This is a genomic window from Burkholderia sp., from assembly GCF_018375725.1.
Taxonomy (GTDB): Bacteria; Pseudomonadota; Gammaproteobacteria; order Burkholderiales; family Burkholderiaceae; genus Burkholderia.
In genome coordinates this window covers 87,433-106,427 of record NZ_JAHACR010000002.1, presented here as the reverse complement: position 1 = coordinate 106,427, position 18,995 = coordinate 87,433, and the positions used below count along the sequence as shown (strand labels likewise).

The window sequence follows — 18,995 nt, the reverse complement described above, 5'->3', positions numbered from 1 at the left end:
GACCATTCAGGATAGGCTCGCTCTTTGCCCGGAACAACGGCAAAACACGCGCTTAATCGGCCGTCTTTCCGCAACTGGAAGCGGTCGACCACACCAACCGCTTCTAGTCATCTCACTGCAGCCGTACGCGCGAATGGCGAGGCAGATTCGCTGCAAGGTACTCGTGCTGGTCCGCCAGGATGTTGCGTCCGGACAGGATGAAGTGCTCTGCCCGGCTCGGCACGTATGGCAGGTACACGAGCTCCATGCCGCACTCGGACAGCAATTTGTCACCCTTGCGGCCATTGCACTCACGACATGCAGCTGCGCAGTTTTGCCAACTCGACTTGCCACCGCGCGACTGCGGGTGGATGTGGTCCCGGGTGAGATGGTGCCGGGCAAACACCACGGCGCAATAGGCACAGGTATTCTGGTCGCGGCGAAACAGCAGGCTATTATCCCGTTCGCCCAGCGGTAGTTCCGGGCGCAGCATCCGAGCCATCACCTCGCTGCCGGCGATCGCGATGATGGGCCGGATTGCGATTTCCGACTGGATTCCGAGCCGGGAGTAGCCGCCGCGAAAGACCTTTTCGGTTTCGCCCAGTTCCCAGGCAACTTTGTTTCGGGCATAGAGCGTGACCGCTTCTTCCGGGGATAACCACTCGACAGGCGTACCTGCGATATCGAGCGCGAGCACTTGCTGGATCGTCATTTCATTCACCTTCGTCGCATTGCTTTTCCAGGTAATCCGGGCTTCAGGGCCGCGCCCGGGTACGGCGCAAATCGAAATCTGGAGAGGTACGCTTGGTGCCGCCGGCGCGATTCGAACGCGCGACATCCCGCGTAGGAGGCGGGAGCTCTGATCCACTGAGCTACAGCGGCGGAGATGGTCCGTCCGGCGGGATTCAAACCCACGACCTCCCGCTTCGGAGGCGGGTGCTCCATTCGAGCTGAGCTACGGACGGGCGACTGGACGCGCGAGTCGGGATCGAACCGACGCCGGGTTTCCCCAACGGCTTTGCAGGCCGCTCCATTGCCGCTCTGGCATCGCGCGATTGAAAATTGGTAGGCGGTGAGGGAATCGAACCCTCGCCTGACGGTTATGAGCCGACGGCTCGTGCCAATGAGCTAACCGCCCACGAAACTGGTCGAGATGGCGCGGATCGAACGCGCGACCTTCGGCTTATGAAGCCGCCGCTCTGACCGGCTGAGCCACGTCTCGATATAGGACGGCCGACGCGAACCGGCTTTCGCCGGAACGGGTCTGTGTGCGTCAGCCGAAACTGGAGAACCGTACGGGGATCGAACCCGCCTACGCAGGGCGAAAACCTGCTGACCTCCCAGAAGTCCAACGGTTCATGAGCATGGTGCGTGCGGCCGAAATCGAATCGACACCTGAGGCTTAGAAGGCCCCTGCTCTATCCTTTGAGCTACGCACGCGTGGTCGGACAGGAGAGACTCGAACTCTCATTCCCTCACGGGACTCGTCGCTTTTAAGGCGCGGGCGTCTACCAGCTGCGCCACTGTCCGAAAATGGTGCCCACGGCCGGACTCGAACCGGCAGTGTCTCGCGACGCCGGAACCTAAATCCGGAGCGGCTTCCGATTTCGCCACGTGGGCATAGCTTGGTCGGCACGGCGAGATTCGAACTCGCATTCCCCTTGGGAGCCTGGTCTTGAATCAGGTGCGTCTACCGTGGTTTCGCCACGTGCCGAGTGATTGGTCCGGCCTGCGAGACTCGAACTCGCACTGCTCTTTCGAGCTCCAGTTCCTGAGACTGGCGTGTCTACCTTGATTCCACCAAGGCCGGATTAGTTGGTGCCTGAGGAGGGAATCGAACCCTCATGGATGTTGCCCGCCGCCCTCTCGAGGCGGTGCGTCTACCGTATTCCGCCACCCAGGCATGATCGTGATGCCAGCAGTCCGAACGGACGACCCGCTTCTTATAAGGAAACCGCTCTGGTCCGATGAGCTATACCGGCGATAATGGGGGGCCGACAGCCTGATTCGAACAGGCGACCCGCCGCTTACGATGCGGCCGTTCTTCCAACTGAACTATGTCGGCGCGAGACTGGAGCTTCGAGCGGGGATCGAACCCGCGACCTCGCCCTTACCAAGGGCGTGCGCTACCCGCTGCGCCATCGAAGCAATGACTGGCGCCCCGTGCGGGGATCGAACCCGCGGCTTCTCCCTGGACAGGGGAGCACTCTGGCCTCTGAGTTAACGGGGCAGTGACTGGTATCCGGTGACGGGATCGATCGCCGACAATCTGCTTGTAGGGCAGCTGCTCTACCTGCTGAGCTAACCGGACGTTGAACTGGCGGAAGACGGGCGGACTCGAACCCCCACAGCGCTTGCGCACTCTCACCGCTTTCAAAGCGGGGCCATTGACCGTTCTGGCAGTCTTCCATGGATGGCAGAAGCGGCGGGATTCGAACCCGCGACTCCCCTCTCGGCGAGTTCTCGATTAGCAGTCGAGCCCAATCGGCCTCTCTGGCACGCTTCTATACTGGTCGGGGTGGCAGGATTTGAACCTGCGATCTCCGCGTCCCGAACGCGGCGCCGTGGACCGGACTAGGCCACACCCCGTAAAACCGTTGTTGATGCGAGACTGGTAGGGGCATCAGGCATCGAACCTGAGACCTCCGGTCCCCCAGACCGATGCGCTACCGGGCTGCGCTACACGCCGTATGTATGATTTGGGCAGCGCGGTCGCACGCGAGCGATCGTGCCGTGGTGAGGCACGGCCGTGTCGACCGCGAGCGACGCGCTGCTTTCTGGCCTCTCCGGAAGGACTCGAACCTTCGACCTCCTGCTTCGTAGGCAGGCGCTCTGATCCAACTGAGCTACGGAGAGATGGCTGGCGGAAGACAGAGGACTCGAACCCCTACGGCGCTTGCGCACCCACACTGCTTTCGAAGCAGGGCCTTTGACCATTCGGGCAGTCTTCCAAGACGTGGCACCCCCTGACGGAATCGAACCGCCGCGGCCGGTTTTGGAGACCGGTGCTCTACCAACTGAGCTAAGGAGGCAATGAATGTGGTTCCGGTAGTTGGGCTCGAACCAACGACCCCCGCCTTATCAAGACGGTGCTCTGACCAACTGAGCTACACCGGAGTCGAACTGGAGGAAGGCACGGGACTCGAACCCGCATCACGACGTGTTACGCCATGCACTCGCGCTTCCAACGCGGGGCCTTACCATTCGGCCAACCTTCCATATAGGGCGCCCGGGCCGACCGTAGGTTGGCCGGGCGGTCTGCTCTACTCGCGCCGTCGATTTCACCCGCCGCTATAGTGGGCAGTGTTCCATCGAATGCCAGCCATCGAGCAGGATGGCTGTTCCCGCGGCTATCTTGCGGGTTGCGGTGTTGGGATCTCTCCCGAAAGTGGTCGGAACGGCGAGGTTCGAACTCGCGACCCCTTGATCCCAAATCAAGTGCGCTACCAGGCTGCGCTACGTTCCGAATAATGGTTGCGGGAGACGGAATCGAACCGTCGTCGCGTCGGCTTATGAAACCGAGCTGCCTACCAACAGACATCCCGCAATTGAATTGCACTACTAAAAATGGCGGGGGCGGAAGGATTCGAACCTTCGAATGCCGGGATCAAAACCCGGTGTCTTTGGCCTCTTGACGACGCCCCTCTTGAACCGTCATGCGCTTCGGGGTGGACGACTGGAATCGAACCGAGGACCACCGGATCCACATTCCGGGGCTCTGCCAACTGAGCTACGGCCACCCCGAAACGCACGTAAAATTTGGCTCCGCACCTGAGGATCGAACTCAGCTAACCAGTGATTAACAGTCACGCCCATGCACCTTGCTCGGGTTCTGCGGAATCGATGAAACAACAAGCGGATGGCGAAGCGTAAGCGCCATTCGTTTGTCGCCTCTGCTGGTCGGGGCGGAGGGAATCGAACCCTCGCCGCGTGGGTAAAAGCCACATGCTCGAGCCTTCGAGCTACACCCCGACAGCGACATCTTGTCGGCACGACGCAGAGACTTGTTGCTCTTGCGATGGGTGCCTGCCTTCTTGAACATGGCCGCCGCGACGAAGGGATTTCGCGGGGCCGAGGGTTTTCGCTTCACGGCGATCTCCTGCGGTTGATGATCTGGTGGAAGTGGTCGGCTTCGAACCGACGACCTTCTGCTTGCAAAGCAGTTGCTCTCCCAACTGAGCTACACCCCCATTGACTGGCGCCAAGAGAAGGAATCGAACCTTCGACGCGCGGCTCTTCAGGCCACCGCTCTACCAACTGAGCTATCTCGGCGAAAACTGGAGCGGAGGACGGGGCTCGAACCCGCGGCCTCGACCTTGGCAAGATCACGCTCTACCAACTGAGCTACCTCCGCAATAACACATAGGATTACTATCTAATGCATGTACAACATGATTTGGAGCGAGCAACGGGAATCGAACCCGTGTTCTCAGCTTGGAAGGCTGCTGCCTGGCCACTAGGCTATGCCCGCATGGAGTCGGTAACGGGATTCGAACCCGTGTATTCACCGTGAAAGGGTGGTGTCCTGGTCCACTAGACGATACCGACAAAAAACTGGTGGACAGGGCTGGATTCGAACCAGCGACGCCTTTCGAGCTCCGGATTTACAGTCCGGCGGTTTGAGCCTCTCACCCACCCGTCCATGAACGCATTGCGAAAAGACCCTAGAAGACCCTTTCGTAATGGAGCGGACAGCCGGCTTCGAACCGGCGACCTCGAGTTTGGGAAACTCGCGCTCCGACCAACTGAGCTACGTCCGCATCTGGATCCGCCAACATGGGCAAGATGGGTGAGGCCACCTTGCCCTTGCAGGCGGATCCATAAATACCTCTCCAGATTGTTAAAGACACGTCAGTGACCCCGGCCTCGCCGGCACTGGCCTGACGTTCACTACCCGTCAGGTCTTGATCAACTCGGGACGTCGCGTTTCGCCAGCCCCCTTGAAACTCGTTACTGCGACTGCCAGGAAAAACAAAAAGCCCGGAGTCCTGTTAGGGAGCATCCGGGCTTTTCGCCTGATCTTTCGATTGATCGCTGGACCTTACGTGGCTCCAGCGATCCGGGGTCTCCCCCCTCGGATGCTTCCTGTGCTTCCCTTCCACTGATAGCTACGCGGGTAGCCGACCGTGGTAAGACCAAACGTCGGAATGCAGATGGACTCATGGCGCTCATTGAGCGTGGGTCGCAACGATGACGACGACGGTTGGCCGGCGGCCGCGGCTTGTGCCGCTGCGCGATCGGTTCTGTCGTTCAGTTTCGTTGCCATGACGTTTGTCCGGACGAGACCGTTGAGCGCATCTCCGACGAGCGCAGACGACCGGGACGCATCGCGTCCGGCTATGGTCGTCAGGTTCATCAGATTTGCAGCCACAACACTCTCCACAGGTGGTTGGTTAAACCCCGCTTTGGGGTTCGATGGACTGCAGTATGCCGAGCCGAGTTTTCCGTGTCAACTACTTTTGTGCATGGGATGGATATTTTTTCCTCTGCACGCACACTTTAGACTTGTCATGGACATTCTCTGCCCCCACTCCGGTCAGGATGCGCTATCATTCGCCTGTCGTAGTGAGGGACGACATTATGGGACAACTGACTGAATTTAAAGACGAATCGCCAGCCGTCGAGTTGCGCGTGCGCGTTTGCATGGCCAAGCGCGGCATCAAAAGCATCGCCGAGTTAAACCGGCAACTGCAGGAAGAAGGTGTGGAAATTTCGCACCAGCAACTATCGCGTGTCGTCGATAACAAGGCGCAACACCTGAGCGTTGCACTGCTTGCTGGACTCATCAAAGTGCTGAGATGCAGGATAGACGAGCTGTTCTCAGTGAAATCGACACAAACCACATAGCGGCGTAATCACGCCCAACAGGCGGTTCGTATCGCCCGGGAACCAGCTCGACCTTGAGCCATTCCGGATCGGTCGGCCTCGTGAATCGCTGGGTCTTCCAGTATTCGCGTGAGCAGGCACGTACATCCTCGCGGTGATCCCGCCACCAGCCTTTGAACTTGGGGCGTTCAAGCTTGCCCAATTCGGCTCACTTGATGAGCGTGGTCCCGGTATCTCCCGCTTCCATTCCCGCGTCGGTCGGGAACAACCATTCGTCCGACTGAGGGGGAATGTCGCCGAAGCCCTCACCCCGGAGTAGGCATCCGGGGCGTAAGGGATGAAGGATGGATCAGGAGAAGAGACCGAGACTGTCGTCGGTGGAGATCGCCGTGCATTCCGCGGCGGCGAACGCGGCAGCGTCCGTATTCGGCGGGGCAGGCGTGTCGCAGGACGATTCCCAACCGGAACCGCTGCTGCCGGTGTCGATTGAAGCCGCCCGCTCCGCTACCTGCTCGCGAACGCGGTCCTCGGTGATCGATTCGATCATCAGCGTCCGGAAGCTCGTCGGGATATCGGTCATGAAATAGAACCAGAGGTCCGAATCATCGGTACTCGACGAGGCGGTCGATGTCAGGCGTGAAGAGGTTGTTGCTCCTGATGCTCCCACCGGAGCAACAGGACGGGGAGCGCCCCCCGTCGGCGCCGCACTCGCGCGGCCGACCGAAGCGATGTTGCGGATTTGCGCCGCCGCCGCGAGCGGAATCTTGATATTGGCCTTCTTCGCCTTCTGCATCACGTCCAGAAGATCGATCGCCTTCTCAGCCTGTTGGTTCAGCGCCCCCTTATCGGCGATCAGCGAGGCCATCTTGCCGGCGTTTTCCTCGTCCATCGCCTTCAGCTTGCCGAACTGTCTCTGATCCAGATAGCCGGCCAGACGAGTCTGCAGCATCTCGTAGTCCCTGTTGTAGGTTTCGCTGTGAAATCCAAGAACCGTCCAGTTGCGCTCAAATACCGCGAGCACATCACGCGTGAGGAAGGCAGGAATCACATCCTGGAGGGACCGCAGCGTCTTACCGGAGATCTTGGGCAGCAACGCCTCGACCGTGCTGTTCAGATACGCCTTGCGTTGCTGGTTCAGCCTCGCGATCTCGTCGTCAATACTCTCGATCCGGTGCTGGATCGATTCCAACGCACGCGATAGTGCCGCCTGGGCATTGTCGAAGTCGGGCTTGTTGTTTTGCGGCATGTGATCTTCTCCGTTACGCGGCGAGCGCACCGTCTTCCTGACGGCTCGCGAAATAGTTGGCGAAATACTGGACGAGGCCGGGCTTGTTCAGCCCTGGCGCCCATTCGAGAGGTTTCCCCGGCTGAATGAGCAGATCGGTCCACGGATCGAACCCGAGATCCGTGATGTCGTGCATGCGCAGGAAGTAGCGGCGGTTCACCGCATCTCCATGCCACAAATGGCGGATCTGTCCGGGAACAACTCCTAGACTACCCTGCACCAGCCGATGGAATCGATCGCCCCACTGTTTCAGATGCGCGATCTGGCGACGATCGTGCTTCAGCGCGTTCTGGATGCAGAAGTTGTAGTCGCCGAAGATGGCGTGCGCCATGAAATGGTCGGCGCTGCCCGAGATCGCATGCTCGTACAGGCCCACCTCAGCGAAGATTTCCCGGCGCATCGCCCAGCCATATCCGGTATGCCCGTGAAGATCGTAGCGGCCAGCATTGAGCAGGCTGGGCTTGCTGTTCATCATTGCCGCAAATGACCGGGCAATATCCGGCTTCGCACCTTCGATGTTGCCGCGCTCCAGGCGCAGACAGGTTTCGAATACCTGAGCAACTTTTTTTTCATGAAGGACCCGCAAGAGGTCTTCCGGCCACGTCTCGCTCTCGAACAAGATATCGCAATCGATCCAGATGACGCCTTTGCACGACGCCGGAAGCCACGGCTCGGCCATGTTCAACAGGCGCTCCTTTTGCCAGAGCAGCGTCCTAGAGCGTACCCGGATCACGTCCAGTGATTCCGGCAGTTCGAAAGGATCGTCGCCAAATGCACACTCAACGGTCAGGCACGGGACACCAGCGCGACGCATGCCTTCAATGAACAGATCGTAGTTCCGCCGGCGAGTGGCATATCCGCAAGGGTTGAAGTAGGTTGTGACCGCGAATAGCTCGCTCATAGAATCCTTGTCCTATTCCTTTTCGACGGTAATGCTGCCCAGCCCGCACATCTCGACGTGCACGCGGCAGCCGCACTTCGCACAGGAGGCATCGCCCTCGCAGCCCGTTCCGGCACGGCGACCACAGCGTTGCAGCTGAGATTCCCCGATCCAGATTCGCGCGCCACACCCCTCACCCGGGCACGACACGACGAGCGCAGATGACTCCCCTTCCGGGAAACCAGTTGCGCCCACATCCGGGGCAAGACGCTTGCTGTTCACGAGATTTCCTTCGGGTACCGAGTAAGGGTTGCTACTGCTAACAGAGCGAGCGTACCGGACAGGCGACCCGATTCAAGGGGCGCCGCGCACTCGAGAGCGAGATCTGGTCCATCAAGATGGAATCCGATATGCCAGCGGACGAACGTCGACGCGATCGAGGTAGTTGGCGATCTGCTCGTGGCCGAGTTCGCCACGCGCGAGGATGTCATCGGCCAGCTCAACCAACAACTCCCGGTTACCGGCGAAGAATTCACGCAGGTCGTTCCGCTGACGTTCCTGCAGGGCGTCGATCGTGTCCCGGTTGATCTGCCGTTGCCAGAAGCTAACCGGGCAACGATAGAAGGCGCCAGCGCTTCCAGCGATGGCAAACCGCGTAGCCGATTCCATCCATTCGGCGTAGTCGTCTGTTCCCCCATTGCCGCGGGAGCCCAACACTGCAAATTCCGCCTCGAGGCCCGCCAGATTGATCAGCATCGCGATATAGGCGTAGGTTGCCGGTACCTGCATCGGAGTGAGCTTGACCTCACCGCCTCTCGAGTTCTGTTCGTCGATCACCGCGCGGACAGAGACACGCATGTCGCTGGGCCGTTCGGGGAGTAGCCTGTAAAGCAGCGTATGGCCGGCCTCGTGGATTGCGACTCGCCGCATTTCCTGGGGGGATTGTGTGTAGGGCCGCACGATCACTTTCTTGGCGGCCGGGGCAGATCGACGCTTGGCCACCAAGGATTCCACAGCAGCAACAACGGCCACGGCCGCCAGAGCCGGAATTGCCGCTCGCGGCACGTCGCTCAACGCGGACAGTAGCGCGGAGATATCCGGAGCGCCAAGGCTCAAGAAGAGAATGACGACCGTGAGCGCAAGTGCGCGGAGCAGTGTCCTGCGACCGTCCGGTAGGATCAACTGAGTCAGCCCGATCCACATGAGGCCCACCAACACGATATCGGCACACAGGTCGAGCGTGAGAGTTCCCTGAAGCGGGGGACGCGGAAGCAGGAGGAGAACTCCCGCCGCGACGGCAAGCCATGTCGCCCCATCGCTCGCTACCCTAAGGGCACGTTCATGCCATTTGGGGGCCCGCAGGGCCAACCGATTGACTAGCTTGCTCATAGAGGAGTTCCAGAGAAACCGAAAAGCTGGCAGAGTCACATTGCCCCCTACCAGCGCCGACGCATCAGATTGCTGCGCCCGTCTTCGGATCGACGAGCTTGACCGTCACAACGACGTCTTGCTTGCCGCTCGCGTCGGACGCGGAGTTGACGACGGTTTCGACGCCGGCCTTGACCTTGACCGCGGATTTGAAGCCGTTCTTCGACACGTCGGGAAGCTGGATCGTGCCGATGTCGGCTTTGAAGTCGCGCATGGAGTTGAGGCGGGCACTGTCGTACACCAGATCGAGGAGCACGTCACCGTTCGGCAGCACACGCGGCAGCACGCCGAAGTCAAAGCCCGTCTTGAGATCCGCATACGACACGCAGTTCTTGGTCGGATTGTCCTTGCACGGAGCGATCGCGCTGACGTAGGAGATACTGGTGTGCTCGTCCACGTTGGTGCTCACGCCGTCGGCTGCGGTCAGCACGACCGAGGTCGCCTTGTCGCCCTTGTCGCTCTTGATGCTCAGCGTGATTTGCACGACCTTGGCGTTTGCCGACACCGAGGGAATGTCCGCAGACGCCGTAGCGCAGTAGCCGAACATCAGGGCACCGCACAATGCAAACAGGCCACGGGTGGATTTGAGATTCATGTTTCACTCCAGGTTAAGTCACGCCGGCAACATGCGAGCGCGCACGATTCAGTTCAAAGCAGAGCTTGTTTGCGGCTGGCAGAACACGGTACGAATACGGTCACGTCCACCGGGCGATTTGGAATCACTGCGAAGTGCTCGCGCCTCTGTCGACTACCTTGGCCAGCACAGAAATGGTTTGCGCCTTCGAATCGTTCGCACAGGACTCGACGACCGTATCAACGTCGGGCTTCAGCGTCACAGTGGATTCCAGGCCGCACGTGTATGTATTCGGAATCTGCACCGTACCCACCTCGTTGGTGACGTTCTCCAGTGAGATCAGCTGGCTGTTGGAGGCTTTCAGATCGAGCACGACGTAGCCGTTCTCCAGTACATGCGGCTCGGCGGCGATTTCCAGTCCAGTCACCAGCGGCGACGTAGTCACGCACATTTCGTTACCGATCGAGGTCGGACCGACTGAAAGTCCTCCGCTGGCTGTCGACGAATCTTCCTTTTTGCACGGCCCCACATCGCTGACGTAGCCCCCCTGGGTGACTGACCGGTAGTGAGTCGACTTCCCGTCATGCAGAACCAACGGGACGCTCGCCAGCGTCTCGTTCTTCGATTGGACGGTCACCGTGAGCATCACGACCTTGGAGCTTGCCGGCGGCACGGCCCGAGCAGCCGGCGCCTCCCACTTCTTGTCCCGGCACTCGACGACGGCGCCGCTGGCATCCAGCGTGATAGTTCCGTTGACAGTACAGGAGCTGTCGAGCTTCACATCGGAGGTGGCAGGTTTGCTGCTCGTCACACTTTGCGCATTTGCAGCAGCGCACATGCAGAGAGCGAGCACGGCACTGATAGCACCGAGGCGACGCGTAGCGTTCCACTTCATCACTTCACTCCTCAAAAAATGTTCAAAGCAGGCCGAGCAAATCTGCGCTGTTCACTCCAGCGAATCGCCGCGATTCGACACGAGGCCATCTAGATTCAAGTCCCCGCCTGCCCACGCGACTTCCACTTCGTTCTGGTCATCCCACAACACCAGATTTGCCTTGCAGCAGTGGCTGACCCAGACTTTGCAGGTCTTGCTCTTCAGCAGCACGTCGTCCTGAGTTTCCTCTCGGGAATATTCAAAGTCGGCCTGCACCGGACGACAATTCCCGCAACCGTTCTCACAGGTCCACTGTTGACTGTCGGCCAGATCGGGCAAGACCACATCCTCGATATGACGTTCTTTCGGCAAGGCGACAGCGGTATCCATAGGTGATCCTCTTAGGGATTGATACGTGACCGCTCACCGACCGACAGTAGCGGCCTGGTGCTTGGTCTGGACGAATTCGCTGATCTTCTGTCGCACCGGCGCCAATGCGGAGTTCACTTGCTCAACCTCGTTGGCCATGTCGACGCGATTTCCCGTGGTGTCGATCGGGCTGTCGCCGATGCAGAGCGTCCATTGGCCAGTGCTCGACTTGCAGGGATGCGGCAGATCCGTCTGCTGCGCCTGTGCGGCGGCTGGACCAACGATCAGGATGGAAGCGGCCAGCGTCGCGAACACGAATTTCATGGACAAGCCCTAGGCTGATGTGGAATCAGCCACCCATTATCGGGATCGGGAAAAATCCGACAATTCGGAAACAGGCTGCAAAATAGGGGGGATTTGCGCGATTGCGTGGGCTTTTTGCAAGCTTCTTAGGAAAGGATCGGGTGTGCTCGCGCGCCGCCCGATGGGCAAAAATGAAACCCGTTCGGGATGCGTTCGCCGCCATCGCAACCTGCCGCTGCGTGCTATGCACCAGCCGCGTGTGCTCGTCGATCCGAAACCAGAGCTCTCACCGCAGAGAGGTACCGGTGCAACGTCGGGTGCAGGGAGTGCTCGCGGGTTCCACGGCCGTCAATTCGGCCCGAGCAAACGCATCCTGAACGGGTTGAGGCGGCTCGCCCGCCACGGAGGACAACTTCGAAACCGGTGCGGGCGAATTCACGAGATAGACTACCGTGCCCGCCGGCTTCGACGACGAGCCAGCCGCGGCGATAGGCATGATCCACGCGTCTTTTGTGCCATGAACCTTGCCTTGCTCGTCCACCCATCCGCCCCAAGGGCCAAGCAGCGCAGCCTCGCGGGGTGCATCTTCCACCGGCACGATTCGGTCCGTCACGATCAGGGCGACTCCCGGCTTACCGCCAACCGGCGCCGCACGGAACGACACCTCGCTGCGCGCTCCTTGGTATTCGAGAGGCAGGTGCTTTTGTGCTTGTCTCTTGGCATCGTCCATGTCACAGACAAACGCCACGCTCTCGCCCATCGTCCAGCCTGGCATGTCGCAGGGATTCGACCTCGCGCCCGCCGGCGCCAGCCCGAGGAAAATCAGCAACGCACCAATCATGAATCGTCCTTTCTGTTTTTTCGGGCCGCCTGGCGGGCTTGCGCCAGCTTAGCCTCTCCCAACACCAACACCTGGCGAAGAACCAGCAGCTTGTACCGGCATCGCGGCAGAATCACATAGAGGTGTTCGTCTTCCGTGGCCTGACCGACCGTCCGCTCCTTGATCGCGATTCGCAGCGCGGTCTTACAAAGATCTTCGATCGCGAACAATACGATGATCGACAGCACGGCAAACGCATCCGCATCGTCGGGAAAGCAGACACCCAGGACCGTCATGAGGGCAGTGACGAAAACGGCTTCCTTCGCTTGCCATGGAATCCTGCGGATCACGGTCAGCACCTCGTCAAGCTCCGGTGGCCAGCACGGCGATCAGCGTCACATCGGCCGGATCTCCACCGCGAGCCTTCACCGCATCCACCCTTTCATTGAAGTCTTGATCTGCCCCGTCGAAGTCGTGGCCGTGATCTTCTACCGTTCCTGCGGAATCATCGCGCACTTCATAGCGCTCGATATATACGGTTGCCGCTCTCAGCATAGATTCCCTCACTCTCTCTCGGTCAAACCGCGCGCCCATAGGCCGCTTCCTTTCAATTCTGGAGGATTCGGCAAGATTGGACCGCTCGAAAACGACGCGCATCCGGGCGTACTTTCGCCTTTCAGATTACCGGCGATCGAGGCCGATTCAAGGGGGATCAGTTGGAGGGTCGAACCGGAAGCGGAGCTGCTCGCCGGCTTCGGCATCGAGGGGCTGCAGGATGACATCCTCGCGCCGAACCCATTGCGGGCTGACACGGCTCGACACGCCCTTCTGGAACTTGACGAAGTCGCCGTTCGGGTGAACCTCGACGATGTAGCCGTAGACGAAGCCACCCGTTGGCTCCGGCACCTTGCAGGCACGTCCTTCAGACTCAAGCGCTTCTTCACGGGTCAGGCTCAATCCGGCCTCCCCTTCGACTGCTCGTAGTTCGCCCAGGCCAGGATCGCGCCGTCGATATCCTCGTTCCGGTCCGGAAACCTGCGGACAAGCTCAGCCCTCAGCGTCGTCACCTTGCGGATCTGCTGGAACCGCGCGATGTTCACCGCTGCGAGCAGCATTTCGAACACGCCCTCAGTCATCGAGGCACCGGATCGCCAGTCGCGCTTCGGCGGTGATCTGCGCCTCGAGATCGTCCACGGCTTCCGCGACGATTTCATCATCGCCGGCCCGGTAGCGTTCGCGGGCCTGGTCCATCGGAAGCACGACAGCATTCGGCCAGCCGAACTGGTCCGCGGTGATGTCCGCGACGAAGCCCACGCCGCCCGGTGTTTTCCCTTCTACCCAGTAATGGCCATTCCACATGCCAGCCTGGTCGATGGCGCCTTCGCGGAGAGCTCCATCGCCCCCGCGCACGGCCGCCGCGCACTTGCCGAACTGCTCGAGCGAGTTTCGCAGCAGGATCGCGCCGTAAGCGCACGTCCCCCTCGTCCTTGCGATGTTGCTGGCAGAGAGCACGCGATCGAACACATCCCGCATCATTGTAGTAAGCCGAGCCACCTCTTGTAAGTCCGGGTCACAGTCAAGCGCGATTTGAGGGCCCGGCCAGTGACCCGTGGCCGACTTCCATTTTGGATTGTCAGGCTCGACTTTGCGCATGGTTTCCAGCGCGTCCGGATCACGGTAGTCCGCCATACACCGAACGCAATCACTGCCACAGTCACCGGTGTCCGGTTTCCCTGGCCGGTCGAACTGCTGGCCGCAAATCCGGCAGGCGTGCGATTCGGGTTGCTGTGGCATGACAAGTTTCCATGGCAATAGTCGGGCCAATGATAGCAGCGAGCACCGGCAGAACAAGCCGTTCCACAAAGGCAAACAGCCCATCCACCAAAAGGGTGAATGGGCTGTTTGGGTACGATTCAGACCTAGGTTATGCGGCCATGAGTCGATTGATGATGCCGTCGGCATCGCCACAGAACGGCGCCACCATGTCGAGCGTCAGGTCGATAGCCCGTTTCCGGGCTTCGAGCGTCAGCCACGGCTTGCCGATCGCCGCCAGATTCGGGAGCTCCGCCATCGCCGTCAGCAGCAGATTTTCGGCCTGGATGCGGGTGTTCTCGGCTTCGAGCAGCGGACAGTTGTCCGGCGCTCTGACCTTGAGCCCTGCCGCATCGCGTGCCTCGAAGCACTGCTTGAGGTAGATCGCGAAGTCCGACTCTTCCAGCATGTACGATCGCTTCCGGTCGAGAATGACCACGTCGTCACACCCGTGCTCGACATACTTCCGCGCGATGCGAAACTGATGACGAGTCAGGATCTCCGTTTCATACGCGACGACGACCGGGCGGACTACATCCTCATGAGACATCGAGAGCAGCAGGTTCTCTGCCGCCCGGATCATGTTGGCATTCGGGACAAACTCGCCCGACATGGCCTTCGTGATCTGCTCGTGGACCTCGGAATCGACCTTCTGCGCGATCGACTCCGGGATGTCCCCGATCTTACTGTCGCCGCCCATCCAGTCACTATCGGCATGCCATGCCTGACTGCCGACAGGACGGAACACGTGATGCTTTTCTGGCCGGCCCAACTCGCCTTGTCGAACCATGCATCGCCATTCGAAACCGTCGATCTCGACCGGCGTAGAAACGAAGAAATGCGTGCCGGCTTTGAGGCCGGACGATGCACCTTGAACTGCTTGAGTCATGTTCCTGCTCCTGAGTAACGCGAAGCAGGCCCCGTAGCGGGTGACTGCCCCGCTTGGGTAAAAAGTGCTTTCCAGATATGGCCGGTTAAACCTCGGTTCCGCCAATCCAACAATCGCCGAGATAGGCATCCGCTACGTCGCCGTCTACGGCATGCACAACGTCCTCATGATTGAGCGACTTGACTATCGCGTCAGCCGTCCATGGAACGGATGGCGAGACGCTGAACACGACATTTCCGGTTGGCCCCCGAACAGAAAGGATCTCGTTTTCACGTCCGATCAGCAGGTCCCGCTCGCCAATGTGGATCGGGAGCCCTACCAGCTTGATGCCGCATGCTGTCCCATCGTATGCGCCCTGCTCGATTCCACGCATCTGTACCGGCTTGGGATATCCGAACCTCTCGAATTCCGGAACGCCGCCACATTTCTGAATAAAGGCGTCACCGTCGACGCCGTTTTCGACAGCGTGGCCCCGAAACTCATCAAGTCTTTCCATAGCCTGCTTGATCTTCCCTTCGCGATCTTGCAGTTCCAATGCCAGAATATGGCCATTCCCACGCGCCAGTTGCACCCCGTGAAGAGCCGCCTCCTGCTCGCGCAAAACGTTCAAAGCGTGCTTGACGTAGAACTGAACAGACTGTGGGATCTTTGTTTCGTGCATTCTCCTTCTCCTTGAGTGACACGAAGCAGAAACCCGGGCGGGTAACTGCCCCGCCTAGGTTGACCTTCAGGCTTCGACGCTATTGCTTCTGCTCTTGCGCGACCGATGCAGCCCACGACTTGTACTCCGCCGTGCCATTCTTCTCCAGCCATCGCTGATGGTCTCGCATCGCGGCGACGCTTTCGAAGCCGAGAGCTTTCGCCTGTTCGAGGTTTTGGCAAACCGCAGTCCGCTCCCAGCCATCTTGTGGGAATTCCTCGCCCATCACCTCTGCAACTTCGTCGACGAGATCGATGCGTTTTACGGCGATGAAGGTCGCCAGATCGAGCCGCGTTACGCCATCGATGTTGTCTGCACGTACGGAGCTGAGTACGCGATACACATCCACCTTGCGCAACTGGTCGATCGAGTCGGCCGCGATCTTGATGAACTGCTCGAGGTCACTAGCTTGTCCGCGGTCGCCGTGCGCATGCACATTGACATGAGGCAGTTCCCGCTGAAGCGCTTCCCATGCGGCATATTCCGCCGGCAAAGTTGCCTTCACGTATGCGCGGTCGCCAAAATGGGACGCTTTACATCCAATCCCTGCTGCGCTTCTCGTTGGAATCGCGGCACAATGGCCTCGGGAGTTTGTGTAAATGTCCCAATTGCCGTGGTTACAGATGAACGTCGGGAAGTTCCCGGTGTTATACACATCATGCCTTTCGGGCTTGATCGTCGGTTCCGTCATTTTCCTGCTCCTGATGTCGCGCGAAGCAGGCTACCCGTGCGGGTAACTGCCCCGCTTGGGTTGAGATACTGCCCGAAGGCAGATTGATGAGAATGCGGCGGTGCCGCCAGGCTGGGTGATGGTCCAGCTACCAGTGAAATCGGGATCAAGTATATCGGAATTTCCCGCCAAGAAGTGAAGCCTAGTCCCGGAGTGCTGAAAACCAAACCTGGCCACACGGCTAACTCTGTTCGACGGAAAATCCGAACAAAAAAATGCCCGTCGGCACCCCAATAAAGGGATGCACGGCGGGCGGGTGATGCGGGTTAATGGTCACATGCCGAAAAATTTCGATGGGGTCTACTTGATCTCCTCCAGGTTCCCCGACAACGACGCTTCAGATCCACGCATTTTCCGGTGCGCCACCGGCTCTCCCGTCGACCGCCAATACCGAACGTTTCCATTCTTGGCAAAACGCACGTTGGCAGGAAGCACGTTCAGGTCGTCAATGTCCGTGGAGTCCTTCATCGCGGTTTCGGCCTCGTCTCGAGTCAAATGGAAGCTGCGGAGATGCGAACCGCTCCACCGGACCGCCGCCAGCACAAAGCCATCCACCGTACGTTCAACACCGTCAACGATAAGCATTTTCCCTTCGGTCTCCGAGGCTGCATGCTCCTGACTCAGCAGCCGGAAGTACTCCTCCTGCTGAGCTTCCGAATACTGGAAGCTCTCGTCAAGGCCAAAGTGCTCGCACACATAGGACCATGACGGCATTTCCGGCGCCTCCCGAATTTCATCGAGCCACATTGCCAAATCAGTGTCATCGTACGGCGTGGGACCATCGGGCGGCAAACCGCGAGCTGCTCGGAAATCGAACGCCATGCGAACCATTCTGCAACAGTGCAAATCGTCGAACAGCTGTTCATACTGCTCGGAGCCGACGCCATACCGCGCGTAGGCTTCGCACGTCTGCTTCTGCAAACGGTCGATCAACGAGTCGAGGTCCATTCCGCGCTTTACGATCAACAACACCTGCAACGTCGAAATCGACGGCTTTCGTCTTTGTCTCGGCGCAGGGCGGGTACCGGCCGGCGTTTCCAGCAGTGAAACTTGATTCATATGCTTCTCCCAAATCGATATGCGAGAAGCATCCCCCAAGCGGGAATGCTCCCCGCGAGGGTTTAAAAAGTCACTTTCGGCCCGACAAGCTGGCAGGGGTCTCGACAACCTCACCACACTTGCTGGCGACGTAACAGCGCATTGCGGCAACGTGTGGCGTGGGACCATACATTGGCGCAATCGGTGCAAGAGCGAGGGATTTCGCCATCCATGCCCGGTCTGCATCTGGCGTTACTGAAGGAGCCATATAGCGAGCGCTTGACAGCCACATATTCTCCCGGTCGATGATCGGACCAGCAGACTGCCAGGATGTCGAAAACGTCGGAATCGGTACAGCGTTGTGGGTAATGGGGTCAATGATCCACTGCTCGTTGGATATCTTTCCCAAATGCTCGACGATCTTCTCTTCGCTCCACGCTCCCGCAGCAATGCGGCGGAAGTGATCGTGCGCGCTGACAAGGCTACAGCCGAGAGCTTTAGCCACGGCCCAGTCGAGCCGGCTTCCGGACAATTCCTGAACCTTGACAGAAACGGTTTCAGACTGGATCCCCGGCAGTTTCAGCGTTGCCTTGCGAGCAGCGAGCAGCATGGATTCCGCGATGTCGGACAGGTCCTTCACCTCGAAAAAATCACAAATGCTGTCCTTGGCACGAACAGTGAACGGACCGTTATGACCGAGTGCAACAGTGTCTATCAGAGCATCTGTCGAATCAGAATAGTCGCGCAGAGCGTGGATCTTCTGCAGATCCATCTCCAGCACGACTTTCGTCACATCCACGGCTTGCTGGCCGTCGATGTACGTCGCGTAGTCGTTCACCCAGGCTTGCGGAAGAAAGACCGCGAGAATCCGCTTTTCCAGCAATTCCCCATCCGGCCGACCTTGACGGATCGTCTCGACCGAACCATCCCCAGCTTGACCATCTGCCAGCTCACCGAATGGGACGACTTCGGTGACCTTCCAGTTGCCTTCGAGGCTCACCAGGCATTCACCGGTTACGGTGGACGCCATCGCGTCCACGATTCGCGTCAACAGTGCCGCCGGCGGAGCCGTTCGAGACGCGTCTTCGACGCTCGCGGCGTAAACCCGCAACGTGACGCAGACGAACACCTTGCGATCGGTCGGCTTCTGCGCATCGTCTTCGGAAATCCATCCCCGGACGACGGAAAGGATTCCGGCCGGGAACTGTCCCTCGGTCATCGCAACTTCGCTGAACCCTCGCGCTTCTTCTTCAGCGAACTCGCAATTGCACAGATCAGCGTCGGTAAAGCCCGTCGCCTCGAACGTGACATTGAACGGGACCACGCCCCGTCGGGAAACCACGGTGGGTTGAGACATATCCTGCTCCTGAAAGATGCGAAGCAGGCCCCCGGCGGGAAACTGCCCCGCTAGGGTTGTGCACCGAATAGTGCGTTGTTGGCTGGTTTCGGTCCAGCTACCGTCGAAAATCAGGCATCAGTATATCGCGG

At 59.6% G+C, this 18,995-nt stretch carries 20 protein-coding genes and 36 tRNA genes; 1 reads left to right on the top strand and 55 read right to left on the bottom strand.

Annotation, left to right across the window (positions count from 1 at the left end; genetic code table 11):
- Positions 1-112: 112 nt before the first annotated feature.
- The 37 genes from KH616_RS01585 to KH616_RS01405 all read right to left on the bottom strand — a co-directional run bounded on the left by KH616_RS01585 (position 113) and on the right by KH616_RS01405 (position 4,739).
- On the bottom strand, positions 113-691 hold the full coding sequence (locus KH616_RS01585) for an HNH endonuclease (RefSeq protein ID WP_046196391.1): 579 nt from the start codon (positions 689-691) through the stop codon (positions 113-115).
- 93 nt (positions 692-784) lie between these two features.
- A tRNA-Arg gene (locus KH616_RS01580) sits at positions 785-861 on the bottom strand.
- A 5-nt stretch (positions 862-866) separates the two neighbouring features.
- Positions 867-944, bottom strand: a tRNA-Arg gene (locus KH616_RS01575).
- 5 nt (positions 945-949) lie between these two features.
- Positions 950-1,033, bottom strand: a tRNA-Cys gene (locus KH616_RS01570).
- Positions 1,034-1,042: 9 nt separating this feature from the next.
- Positions 1,043-1,117 (bottom strand) — tRNA-Ile (locus KH616_RS01565).
- A gap of 7 nt (positions 1,118-1,124) precedes the next feature.
- Positions 1,125-1,201: transfer RNA gene (locus tag KH616_RS01560), tRNA-Met, on the bottom strand.
- Between the two features lie 62 nt (positions 1,202-1,263).
- Positions 1,264-1,337 (bottom strand) — tRNA-Glu (locus tag KH616_RS01555).
- A 7-nt stretch (positions 1,338-1,344) separates the two neighbouring features.
- Positions 1,345-1,419, bottom strand: a tRNA-Arg gene (locus KH616_RS01550).
- A 1-nt stretch (position 1,420) separates the two neighbouring features.
- Positions 1,421-1,509, bottom strand: a tRNA-Leu gene (locus tag KH616_RS01545).
- Positions 1,510-1,513: 4 nt separating this feature from the next.
- A tRNA-Leu gene (locus KH616_RS01540) sits at positions 1,514-1,599 on the bottom strand.
- A gap of 6 nt (positions 1,600-1,605) precedes the next feature.
- Positions 1,606-1,693, bottom strand: a tRNA-Leu gene (locus KH616_RS01535).
- A gap of 6 nt (positions 1,694-1,699) precedes the next feature.
- Positions 1,700-1,789 (bottom strand) — tRNA-Leu (locus KH616_RS01530).
- Between the two features lie 6 nt (positions 1,790-1,795).
- Positions 1,796-1,882 (bottom strand) — tRNA-Leu (locus KH616_RS01525).
- An 89-nt stretch (positions 1,883-1,971) separates the two neighbouring features.
- Positions 1,972-2,044 (bottom strand) — tRNA-Thr (locus KH616_RS01520).
- A gap of 7 nt (positions 2,045-2,051) precedes the next feature.
- Positions 2,052-2,127 (bottom strand) — tRNA-Thr (locus KH616_RS01515).
- A gap of 6 nt (positions 2,128-2,133) precedes the next feature.
- A tRNA-Asp gene (locus KH616_RS01510) sits at positions 2,134-2,209 on the bottom strand.
- 6 nt (positions 2,210-2,215) lie between these two features.
- Positions 2,216-2,290: transfer RNA gene (locus KH616_RS01505), tRNA-Val, on the bottom strand.
- A gap of 7 nt (positions 2,291-2,297) precedes the next feature.
- Positions 2,298-2,388, bottom strand: a tRNA-Ser gene (locus KH616_RS01500).
- 5 nt (positions 2,389-2,393) lie between these two features.
- Positions 2,394-2,485, bottom strand: a tRNA-Ser gene (locus KH616_RS01495).
- A 4-nt stretch (positions 2,486-2,489) separates the two neighbouring features.
- A tRNA-Pro gene (locus KH616_RS01490) sits at positions 2,490-2,568 on the bottom strand.
- 23 nt (positions 2,569-2,591) lie between these two features.
- Positions 2,592-2,668: transfer RNA gene (locus KH616_RS01485), tRNA-Pro, on the bottom strand.
- Positions 2,669-2,757: 89 nt separating this feature from the next.
- Positions 2,758-2,835, bottom strand: a tRNA-Arg gene (locus tag KH616_RS01480).
- Between the two features lie 5 nt (positions 2,836-2,840).
- Positions 2,841-2,930, bottom strand: a tRNA-Ser gene (locus KH616_RS01475).
- A gap of 6 nt (positions 2,931-2,936) precedes the next feature.
- Positions 2,937-3,011 (bottom strand) — tRNA-Trp (locus KH616_RS01470).
- Positions 3,012-3,019: 8 nt separating this feature from the next.
- Positions 3,020-3,096: transfer RNA gene (locus KH616_RS01465), tRNA-Ile, on the bottom strand.
- Between the two features lie 7 nt (positions 3,097-3,103).
- A tRNA-Ser gene (locus tag KH616_RS01460) sits at positions 3,104-3,197 on the bottom strand.
- A 171-nt stretch (positions 3,198-3,368) separates the two neighbouring features.
- Positions 3,369-3,445 (bottom strand) — tRNA-Pro (locus KH616_RS01455).
- Between the two features lie 5 nt (positions 3,446-3,450).
- A tRNA-Met gene (locus tag KH616_RS01450) sits at positions 3,451-3,526 on the bottom strand.
- Between the two features lie 120 nt (positions 3,527-3,646).
- A tRNA-His gene (locus KH616_RS01445) sits at positions 3,647-3,719 on the bottom strand.
- Between the two features lie 157 nt (positions 3,720-3,876).
- A tRNA-Lys gene (locus KH616_RS01440) sits at positions 3,877-3,951 on the bottom strand.
- Between the two features lie 142 nt (positions 3,952-4,093).
- A tRNA-Ala gene (locus KH616_RS01435) sits at positions 4,094-4,169 on the bottom strand.
- Positions 4,170-4,175: 6 nt separating this feature from the next.
- Positions 4,176-4,251 (bottom strand) — tRNA-Phe (locus KH616_RS01430).
- Positions 4,252-4,257: 6 nt separating this feature from the next.
- Positions 4,258-4,333: transfer RNA gene (locus tag KH616_RS01425), tRNA-Gly, on the bottom strand.
- 43 nt (positions 4,334-4,376) lie between these two features.
- Positions 4,377-4,450: transfer RNA gene (locus tag KH616_RS01420), tRNA-Gly, on the bottom strand.
- 1 nt (position 4,451) lies between these two features.
- Positions 4,452-4,527: transfer RNA gene (locus KH616_RS01415), tRNA-Glu, on the bottom strand.
- 7 nt (positions 4,528-4,534) lie between these two features.
- Positions 4,535-4,621, bottom strand: a tRNA-Tyr gene (locus tag KH616_RS01410).
- Positions 4,622-4,662: 41 nt separating this feature from the next.
- Positions 4,663-4,739 (bottom strand) — tRNA-Gly (locus KH616_RS01405).
- An 820-nt stretch (positions 4,740-5,559) separates the two neighbouring features.
- Here KH616_RS01405 and KH616_RS01400 point away from each other — a divergent pair.
- The gene (locus KH616_RS01400) at positions 5,560-5,826 is read left to right on the top strand and encodes a helix-turn-helix transcriptional regulator (protein ID WP_021158896.1); all 267 of its coding nucleotides are present in this window, start codon (positions 5,560-5,562) and stop codon (positions 5,824-5,826) included.
- Positions 5,827-6,154: 328 nt separating this feature from the next.
- On the opposite strand, the gene KH616_RS01395 is transcribed toward KH616_RS01400, so the two are convergent.
- From KH616_RS01395 to KH616_RS01310, 18 genes are all read right to left on the bottom strand, one after another.
- Positions 6,155-7,051: a hypothetical protein gene (locus KH616_RS01395; RefSeq protein WP_292233045.1), complete on the bottom strand. Its 897-nt coding sequence runs from the start codon at positions 7,049-7,051 to the stop codon at positions 6,155-6,157.
- Positions 7,052-7,064: 13 nt separating this feature from the next.
- Positions 7,065-7,991 (bottom strand): hypothetical protein, encoded by a 927-nt coding sequence (locus tag KH616_RS01390; RefSeq protein ID WP_046196393.1) that lies wholly within the window; start codon positions 7,989-7,991, stop codon positions 7,065-7,067.
- Between the two features lie 372 nt (positions 7,992-8,363).
- Positions 8,364-9,359, bottom strand: coding sequence for a hypothetical protein (locus KH616_RS01385; protein WP_292233043.1), 996 nt, complete (start codon positions 9,357-9,359; stop codon positions 8,364-8,366).
- Between the two features lie 64 nt (positions 9,360-9,423).
- Positions 9,424-9,993 carry a hypothetical protein gene (locus KH616_RS01380; RefSeq protein ID WP_131754404.1) on the bottom strand — a complete coding sequence of 190 codons (570 nt, stop codon included), beginning with the start codon at positions 9,991-9,993 and terminating at the stop codon, positions 9,424-9,426.
- Positions 9,994-10,117: 124 nt separating this feature from the next.
- Entirely contained in the window at positions 10,118-10,867 is a 750-nt protein-coding gene (locus KH616_RS01375; protein WP_046196396.1) for a hypothetical protein, read from the bottom strand.
- A gap of 51 nt (positions 10,868-10,918) precedes the next feature.
- A complete protein-coding gene (locus KH616_RS01370) occupies positions 10,919-11,236 on the bottom strand; it encodes a hypothetical protein (RefSeq protein WP_046196397.1) in 318 nt (105 codons plus the stop codon).
- A 33-nt stretch (positions 11,237-11,269) separates the two neighbouring features.
- Positions 11,270-11,539 carry a hypothetical protein gene (locus KH616_RS01365; protein WP_046196398.1) on the bottom strand — a complete coding sequence of 90 codons (270 nt, stop codon included), beginning with the start codon at positions 11,537-11,539 and terminating at the stop codon, positions 11,270-11,272.
- Between the two features lie 265 nt (positions 11,540-11,804).
- Entirely contained in the window at positions 11,805-12,359 is a 555-nt protein-coding gene (locus KH616_RS01360) for a hypothetical protein (RefSeq protein ID WP_080324304.1), read from the bottom strand.
- Positions 12,356-12,697 carry a hypothetical protein gene (locus KH616_RS01355; protein ID WP_080324305.1) on the bottom strand — a complete coding sequence of 114 codons (342 nt, stop codon included), beginning with the start codon at positions 12,695-12,697 and terminating at the stop codon, positions 12,356-12,358. Before KH616_RS01355 ends, KH616_RS01360 begins: the two co-directional genes overlap by 4 nt.
- Positions 12,698-12,701: 4 nt before the next feature.
- Positions 12,702-12,893: a hypothetical protein gene (locus KH616_RS01350; RefSeq protein WP_021158906.1), complete on the bottom strand. Its 192-nt coding sequence runs from the start codon at positions 12,891-12,893 to the stop codon at positions 12,702-12,704.
- A gap of 147 nt (positions 12,894-13,040) precedes the next feature.
- Positions 13,041-13,295, bottom strand: coding sequence for a hypothetical protein (locus KH616_RS01345; RefSeq protein ID WP_080324306.1), 255 nt, complete (start codon positions 13,293-13,295; stop codon positions 13,041-13,043).
- On the bottom strand, positions 13,292-13,474 hold the full coding sequence (locus KH616_RS01340; protein ID WP_046196402.1) for a hypothetical protein: 183 nt from the start codon (positions 13,472-13,474) through the stop codon (positions 13,292-13,294). Before KH616_RS01340 ends, KH616_RS01345 begins: the two co-directional genes overlap by 4 nt.
- Positions 13,467-14,132: a hypothetical protein gene (locus KH616_RS01335; protein ID WP_285518968.1), complete on the bottom strand. Its 666-nt coding sequence runs from the start codon at positions 14,130-14,132 to the stop codon at positions 13,467-13,469. The genes KH616_RS01340 and KH616_RS01335 overlap by 8 nt, the downstream gene beginning before the upstream one ends.
- A 130-nt stretch (positions 14,133-14,262) precedes the next feature.
- Positions 14,263-15,168 carry a hypothetical protein gene (locus KH616_RS01330; protein ID WP_292233034.1) on the bottom strand — a complete coding sequence of 302 codons (906 nt, stop codon included), beginning with the start codon at positions 15,166-15,168 and terminating at the stop codon, positions 14,263-14,265.
- Positions 15,125-15,700 (bottom strand): hypothetical protein, encoded by a 576-nt coding sequence (locus tag KH616_RS01325; RefSeq protein ID WP_080324308.1) that lies wholly within the window; start codon positions 15,698-15,700, stop codon positions 15,125-15,127. Before KH616_RS01325 ends, KH616_RS01330 begins: the two co-directional genes overlap by 44 nt.
- Before the next feature lie 79 nt (positions 15,701-15,779).
- Positions 15,780-16,430: a hypothetical protein gene (locus KH616_RS01320; protein ID WP_131754402.1), complete on the bottom strand. Its 651-nt coding sequence runs from the start codon at positions 16,428-16,430 to the stop codon at positions 15,780-15,782.
- Between the two features lie 339 nt (positions 16,431-16,769).
- Positions 16,770-17,528 (bottom strand): hypothetical protein, encoded by a 759-nt coding sequence (locus KH616_RS01315; protein WP_174924694.1) that lies wholly within the window; start codon positions 17,526-17,528, stop codon positions 16,770-16,772.
- A 70-nt stretch (positions 17,529-17,598) separates the two neighbouring features.
- Positions 17,599-18,864, bottom strand: coding sequence for a phage protein NinX family protein (locus KH616_RS01310; protein WP_292233029.1), 1,266 nt, complete (start codon positions 18,862-18,864; stop codon positions 17,599-17,601).
- Between the last annotated feature and the right edge of the window lie 131 nt (positions 18,865-18,995).